The sequence below is a fragment of the Variovorax glucosi genome, assembly GCF_051216695.1.
Taxonomy (GTDB): domain Bacteria; phylum Pseudomonadota; class Gammaproteobacteria; order Burkholderiales; family Burkholderiaceae_C; genus Variovorax.
On the sequence record NZ_JBPJZE010000383.1, the window covers coordinates 1 to 1,047 of the forward strand.

Annotated in this window: 1 protein-coding gene; it reads right to left on the reverse strand. The window is 66.7% G+C overall.

The genetic code is table 11. The features are described from left to right. Positions 1-1,047, reverse strand: a 1,047-nt coding sequence (locus ACSFA3_RS25860; RefSeq protein WP_435508166.1) for a TonB-dependent receptor domain-containing protein, incomplete at both ends; no start/stop codon positions are given.

Genomic DNA, 1,047 nt, shown 5'->3' on the forward strand with positions numbered 1-1,047 from the left:
AGTCCAGAGCGTGAAGGCCTTCTTCGGCGTGTAGGCGAGGGCGGTCGAGCCGTCGGCCAGCACCGAGGGGCCGCTCGCCACGCGGGTGTTCATGGTGGTGAAGCCCGAGCTCACGCCCCAGTTGTCGGTCAGCGCACCCGACACGCCCAGCTCGACGCCCTGCACGCGCTTCTTGCCGGTCTGGAAGTACTGCTGCGAGACCGTGTCCTGCACGACTTCGTTGCTCACGTCGGTGCGGTACAGCGCCGCCGTCAGGGCCACGCGCTTGTTCATCACGTCCCACTTGGTGCCGACCTCGTAGGTCTTGGCTTTCTGCGGCAGGAAGTCGGTCCGCCCGGTGTTGTTGCCGGTGCCGCTGGCGGCCAGCTGGAAGTTGGCGCCGCCCGGCGGCTGTGCGGCGGTGCCGTAGGCCGCGTAGATGCTGCTGTTCTCGGTCGGCTTGTAGACCAGGCCGATCTTGCCGGAGAGCAGGTTGTCCGACAGCTTCAGGTTGGTCGGCGTGATCGTCGAAGTCTGCGGGCCGTTGCCGGTGCGCGCGAGCGTCAGCGCGGTGGCGTTGTACGTGGTCGAGTAATGGTCGTAGCGCAGGCCGGCGGTCAGCTGCCATTGCTCGTTGAACTTGAGCGTGTCGAAGGCGTAGAGGCCGATGGTGTCGGTGCTGCCGTCCGAGCCAGTGCCGTTGGCGATGCGGTTGTAGCCGCTCACGTACGGGTTCGGGTTGTACAGGTTGGCGGCCGGCCACGAGCCGGCCGCTGCCAGCGTGGTGCCCACGCTGGGGTAGCCCGCGGCGTAGTAGTTATTGGCGCGCTGCGTCTCGCGGATGAATTCGAGGCCGCCGTTGAACGAGTGGCTGATGCTGCCCGTGTTGAACTTGGCCGACACGCTCGTCTGGTTGGTGAAGATCGTGTTTTCCTGGTCCTTGTTGGTGGGCAGGTTGCGCGTGACGGTCCAGCTCGCCGGGATCGTCGGGATCACCGTGTTGAGGAAGCCCGCGTTCGCTGCCGGCAACTGGCCGACACCGGTTGCCGATGCCGTGAGGCCGCCACC